5 protein-coding genes and 2 tRNA genes are annotated in these 5,659 nt (G+C 39.3%); 2 read left to right on the top strand and 5 right to left on the bottom strand.

Annotated features, from left to right (window positions below):
* Positions 1-76: 76 nt before the first annotated feature.
* Together ATS71_RS11065 and ATS71_RS11060 are read left to right on the top strand one after the other, a co-directional pair.
* Positions 77-1,257, top strand: a protein-coding gene (locus ATS71_RS11065; RefSeq protein ID WP_152995679.1) for an IS3 family transposase whose coding sequence is annotated in 2 segments (ribosomal slippage) — positions 77-335 and positions 335-1,257 — 1,182 coding nt in all. Because the reading frame shifts where the segments join, the coding sequence is not laid out codon by codon here.
* The gene (locus tag ATS71_RS11060) at positions 1,254-1,754 is read left to right on the top strand and encodes a hypothetical protein (RefSeq protein WP_058404872.1); all 501 of its coding nucleotides are present in this window, start codon (positions 1,254-1,256) and stop codon (positions 1,752-1,754) included. Before ATS71_RS11065 ends, ATS71_RS11060 begins: the two co-directional genes overlap by 4 nt.
* A 623-nt stretch (positions 1,755-2,377) precedes the next feature.
* Here ATS71_RS11060 and ATS71_RS11055 read toward each other — a convergent pair.
* The 5 genes from ATS71_RS11055 to ATS71_RS11035 all read right to left on the bottom strand — a co-directional run bounded on the left by ATS71_RS11055 (position 2,378) and on the right by ATS71_RS11035 (position 5,654).
* Complete coding sequence (locus ATS71_RS11055; RefSeq protein WP_201020870.1) at positions 2,378-2,674, bottom strand: DUF6998 domain-containing protein; 297 nt, start codon at positions 2,672-2,674, stop codon at positions 2,378-2,380.
* 21 nt (positions 2,675-2,695) lie between these two features.
* Positions 2,696-3,937, bottom strand: coding sequence for an integrase domain-containing protein (locus ATS71_RS11050; RefSeq protein WP_058404871.1), 1,242 nt, complete (start codon positions 3,935-3,937; stop codon positions 2,696-2,698).
* 186 nt (positions 3,938-4,123) lie between these two features.
* Positions 4,124-4,213: transfer RNA gene (locus tag ATS71_RS11045), tRNA-Ser, on the bottom strand.
* Between the two features lie 196 nt (positions 4,214-4,409).
* Positions 4,410-5,450, bottom strand: coding sequence for a quinolinate synthase NadA (gene nadA, locus ATS71_RS11040; protein WP_058404870.1), 1,041 nt, complete (start codon positions 5,448-5,450; stop codon positions 4,410-4,412).
* 128 nt (positions 5,451-5,578) lie between these two features.
* Positions 5,579-5,654, bottom strand: a tRNA-Lys gene (locus tag ATS71_RS11035).
* Positions 5,655-5,659 lie beyond the last annotated feature (5 nt).

Raw genomic sequence — 5,659 nt, 5'->3', positions numbered from 1 at the left:
TGTAGTGGCATAGTTAATTTGGCCACCCATTAAGAAAGAAATGTTATGCTCTTTGCATACAAATTTGGGTGAAAAAATGACGAAATTAAAACGCGCAACGTATTCTGCGGCAATCAAATTAGAAACAGCTCAGCTTGTAGTTGACCAAAGTTATACTCAAGAAGAAGCAGCCAAAGCGATGGGGGTGGGTAAATCAACCGTCAGTAAGTGGGTTACTCAATTAAAGCAAGAGCGGAGTGGCCAGACACCATCTGCTTCGCCAATGACGCCCGAACAAATTGAAATCCGCGAACTTAAAAAGCAAATCCAACGCATTGAATTAGAAAAGGATATATTAAAAAAGGCTACCGCTCTCTTGATGTCCGACTCCCTGAACAATTCTCGTTAATTGAGAAACTAAATCAACGAGAGCGTTACCCAATTAGCGTGCTGTGTAACGTATTCAATGTGCATCGTAGCAGCTATAAATATTGGGCTATACGGGATACAACGCCTACACCAGAGCAAGTAAGGCTAGAAGCTGAAGTTAAAGCCATACATGCAATGAGCGGCGGCTCAGCTGGGGCGCGGACAATCGCGGCAATAGCAACGAACAATGATTTTGAATTGAGTCGTTATCGTGCTGCTAAGCTAATGGTTAAATTAAAGCTTGAAAGCTGCCAAGTACCTCAACATTCATATAAACGTGGTGGTAATGAACACCTTGAAATTCCAAACCTGCTTGATAGACAATTTGATGTTGTTGAGCCAGATACAGTGTGGTGCGGTGATGTGACGTATATTTGGGTAGGTAATCGCTGGGCTTATTTAGCCGTTGTTATTGATTTATTTGCACGTAAAGTAGTTGGCTGGGCCATGTCGTTGTCGCCAGATACTAATTTAACGCTAAAAGCGCTTGAACTCGCTTATGAAAGCAGAGGAAAACCGACAGGACTGATGTTTCATTCAGACCAGGGGAGTCATTATACAAGTTTAAAATATCGCCAACGTTTATGGCGCTATAAAATTACACAAAGTATGAGCAGGCGCGGAAATTGTTGGGATAATGCGCCAATGGAGCGATTTTTTAGAAGCTTTAAAACGGAGTGGATGCCAAAGGTTGGATACGAAAACTTTAAAGATGCTAAATATAGTGTGAGTGATTATATCAACGGATATTACAACAACGTTAGGCCACATCATTATAATGCTGGTTTAGCGCCAAATGAATCTGAGGTTAGATACCAAGATTCTAAAACTGTGGCCAAAATTAGTTGACCACTACAGACCACTCACTAACAGAAGAGGATGTTAGAATTCTAGTAATTTATGTTGATCAGAATATAGAGTATTTACCAGAAAATAATCCTTTAATTCCCTTTGAGAAACTAATTAATAAGATTGACGCATTTAAACAAGAGACTTTAGGGCTATCACCTGAAGTTGTTAGATTTATCAATGAAACTCTAAAAGGAGTGTCAGCACGAATTAAATCCCCCAATGAAGCAAGACAACTAATAATGGAAGAGCTTGATGCAGCAAGACAAGGAAATAAACTCGCTACTAACTTTGTTAAAAATAGTGGGTTTGATCCCTTAGAGTATAAAGGTGCAATGGATATTTCTTACCGCGCTGTTGATGGCAAAGATGGACCGCAACAATTTCTATTAAATGCACTGCTTCCTTACTCATCAAATATTGAGCTGATGGTTGGTTTACGCCTAGAAATAGTTAAGAAATTAATTAAGTTGTATGATATTGAGCCTACAAAATGATCACGTGACACATTTTATGTAACTGCCCAGTTTAAATAGCATCTTGTAACCGGTCTTCGAGTTCATCATAAATCGATTCGAGGCCGATTTCTAATTTGTACTAGCTCATATTTTATCTGAACTAATACATCTAATTGGCATCGTTCATTCTTTAGATGTCTGTTCAATCGCTAGGTTGTAGTGGTAAACCGCTTTGTTGATATTTGCTTATTTTTGCGGGTTTTACGACTACAATTAATTTTATATTTAATTAAAAAATACCTTTGTGATACTGCACCGCCCAAAACCGCACATGCACTTGTTTGTATTGGGTTTGTTCTTCTTTTTAGTATTAGTAACTTTGTTAGTTAATACCTTTTTGGTCGTTAAATTTTCCTTATGCTCTCGTTTTCAAAATCCAGCAATTTGTAGTTCTTCCATGTTGTTTCTTTTACATTTAGTAATATACGTGGTTTTGTCGGTGGATTTATTGGTCTTCCTATAGTTTGCTAGACACCTAATGAGTTACATTGTAATACAGCTTTTACTCATTGCTACATCACTCATTAGTAATCTAGCTTGCTCAACTGGCATATCTAACAAAGTTTCAACTTGCATTTCATCTGTATTGATTCTTAAAATAATTATATACAGTCAACCAACGCTAACGTATTTGTGTTAAAGCTAATATGGCCGCCTGTATGCATTCTACCTGTTGTTTTGACTGATATACGCTCGCCACTACTTGATACAACATCGTACCCCGCCTGGTTAACCTCTGTTGCCATGCGTCCATTTGTTATAAGTGCGGCGTACAGCTCCCCAATTCTACCTGTTAAATGTCTAAGCTCTGTTGCAGGTACATCCCAACTCAACTCCCTTTCTAACCAGCTCATTGCCTCACCCAGCGACTGAATGATTTGCATTTGTGTTAAAGCCATTTTATATCCTTATTTTATTTTCTAACCAACTTTTAAAAGATGCTTATGCCCAGTTACCGATAATGTACCTTGAGATGCCTTTTCTATATGCTCACTCCACCAGTTCATCAACTCTCTACGTTTTTCTATATATTCAGCTCTATTATAAGCAGAGCGAACCTGGTTTTTATCTACATGCGCCAATGCCGCTTCTATTATATCTGGATTAAACTCATGCTCGTTTAATATGGTGCTACCAAGCGAGCGCAAGCCATGGCTTACTAGACGGCCTTCAAACCCCATGCGTTTTAGAGCCATATTAGCTGTTTCATTGTTGATATGATTTCTCGGGTTTCTGTCTGACGGAAATACAAAGTCTCTGTGCCCTGAAATTGGTTTTATTGCCTCTAATAACTCTATAGCTTGATTTGATAGAGGAATGGCATGCTCTCTGCGCTTTTTCATTCGTTCAGCTGGGATAATCCATAGTTTATTCTCAAAATCAATTTCATCCCAACGCGTACCGGCCGCTTCACCTGGGCGGGTAAGAGTATGTAACTGCCATTCAATCAAAAAGCGGGTTACTCGTTTAATTGACGCCGTAGCAAGCGTTTGCATCAATTCAGGCAGCTCTTCTGGTTTTAACGAAGGCATATTTTGTTTTTGCGGCTTTTTAAATGTTTCTTTTATTCCAGCAAGCGGATTAGCTTGAATATAACCACTATTAACTGCGTAGGTCATAACTTGGTTTAATCGTTGGCTTAAACGCTTAACTGTTTCTAAAGTCCCTTTTGCTTCAATAGGCCTTAATATTTTGATTACTTGCGGTGCTGTGATTTTACCTATGGGGTATTTACCTATTATTGGCAAAATATGATTATTTAACGAACGCCAAATATCTTCACCATGGGCTTTGGTAAAATCTGGCTTTTTCACTTCAAACCACTCTAGAGCTACTTTTTTGAGTGTTAGCTCTTCCTCTGCTCGTTTATGGGCAATGGTTGCATCTCGGTATTCTTTAGGATCAGTGCCTAAAGCAACTAGTTCTCGAGCTTCCTGCGCGAGCTTTCTAGCATTAACAATAGATATATCGGGATACTTGCCTAACCCCATGTTAATACGCTTTTTTGTAATTGGATGGTAGTAGTTAAAGTTCCAGAGCTTTGAACCACTCTTTCTAACTTTTACTTGTAGACCGTTGCCATCCGATAAAATAAGATCTTTATCTTCTGTTTTTGCTTTTTTTAACGCTGTATCGGTAAGCTGCTTAGCTGCTCTTGCCATAATAAATTAACTCCACTCTAATTTAGTATTCCTTATTATGGCATTTTATTAAAGGAATACCATAAAAGATACTAAAGCTTTAAGCTTTGGTGGGATGCTATAGGACGCCATGAAACGCCAAGTCATTGATTTATATTTGTTACAGGCACAAAAAAGGACGTCCTGAGACGTCCTAATATAGAATAATGGTGGAGGAAGAGGGATTCGAACCCTCGTTAGGGGTTAACCTAAACACACTTTCCAGGCGTGCGCCTTCAGCCACTCAGCCATTCCTCCACAGTGTTGCACTGCAACAGCGCGTTATAGTATGAAATAGGTTACTCAGGTGCAAGGCATTTTTAGTATCTGGCTTTTAACTGCTCACTAATCATACCAATTGCATCAACATGTTGAGTTTCAATGACTATAACTATTTTAGACACAAAAAAAGGCTACTGAACTTCAGTAACCTTTTTATTAATAGTGCGTTATATTATTTTGCCATGTTAGCTGTAAAATCTAGCATGCGATTAAGTGACTTAAGTGCCCCTTCACGCAAATCCATATCTACAAATACTTCTTTACCTTGAGGGTCTATTAAAGCCTCCTCAATCGCTTTTAAGCCATTCATTGCCATCCACGGGCAATGTGCACAACTTTTACATGAGGCGCCTTCACCAGCCGTAGGAGCTGCAAAAAACTCTTTCTCTGGGCAGAGTTGCTGCATTTTATAAAAAATACCTCGGTCAGTCGCTACAATAAACTTATTATTAGGCATTGTTTGCGCCGCTTTTATAAGCTGGCTTGTAGAGCCAACCGCATCAGCAAGTGCAACAATTTCAGCAGGTGATTCGGGGTGAACTAACACGCCAGCATCAGGGTGCAGCGTTTTCATGTCTTTAAGTGCTTTAGTTTTAAACTCATCGTGAACAATACATGCGCCATTCCACATGATCATGTCTGCGCCAGTATTTTTTTGAATATAGCTGCCTAGGTGCTTATCTGGGCCCCAAATAATCTTTTCACCTTGCTCGTCTAAGTGCTCAACAATCTCAAGGGCACAAGACGACGTAACAATCCAATCAGCACGTGCTTTAACCGCCGTTGATGTGTTTGCATAAACTACAACTTTTCTGTCTGGATGCTGATCACAAAATGCTGAGAACTCATCAATTGGACAACCAATGTCTAACGAGCAGGTTGCTTCAAGTGTTGGCATAACAACCGTTTTATTGGGGGTTAATATTTTTGCTGTTTCACCCATAAAACGTACGCCTGCAACAATGATCATGTCAGCGTCATGTCGTGCACCAAAACGCGCCATTTCTAAAGAATCGGCAACACAGCCACCAGTTTCTTCAGCCAGTGCTTGAATTTCAGGATCTGTATAATAATGCGCTACGAGTACCGCGTTTTTATCTTTAAGTAATTGCTTAATACGTGCTTTATATTCGCTCTGCTCGTCTTTCGTTAACGGTGCTGGCTTTGGAGGGAAAATATAGCCTTCAGGCATAATAGTTTGCGCTAAACTCATGTTCTCGACCACTTATGTACAGTGTATAAATTACGGCGAATTATACGAGAATAAAAGCATAAATAACAGCAAACTGGTTAAGCTGTTTATAAAAAAGAGAGTGGAATTTTAAAAAAGAATATAACAAATGGTGGGTCATGATGGATTCGAACCATCGACCAATTGATTAAAAGTCAACTGCTCTACCAACTGAGCTAATGACCCGCTCT

The sequence above is a fragment of the Pseudoalteromonas sp. H71 genome (assembly GCF_001468485.1).
Classification (GTDB): domain Bacteria; phylum Pseudomonadota; class Gammaproteobacteria; order Enterobacterales; family Alteromonadaceae; genus Pseudoalteromonas.
The sequence above is the reverse complement of the archived record's forward strand: the minus strand, read 5'-3'. Positions and strand labels throughout refer to the sequence as shown.

Excerpts from the sequence above, each read along its gene's own strand:
- ATS71_RS11055 (WP_201020870.1), bottom strand. The coding sequence starts at position 2,674 with ATGGCTTTAACACAAATGCAAATCATTCAGTCGCTGGGTGAGGCAATG.
- ATS71_RS11050 (WP_058404871.1), bottom strand. The coding sequence starts at position 3,937 with ATGGCAAGAGCAGCTAAGCAGCTTACCGATACAGCGTTAAAAAAAGCA.
- nadA (WP_058404870.1), bottom strand. The coding sequence starts at position 5,450 with ATGAGTTTAGCGCAAACTATTATGCCTGAAGGCTATATTTTCCCTCCA.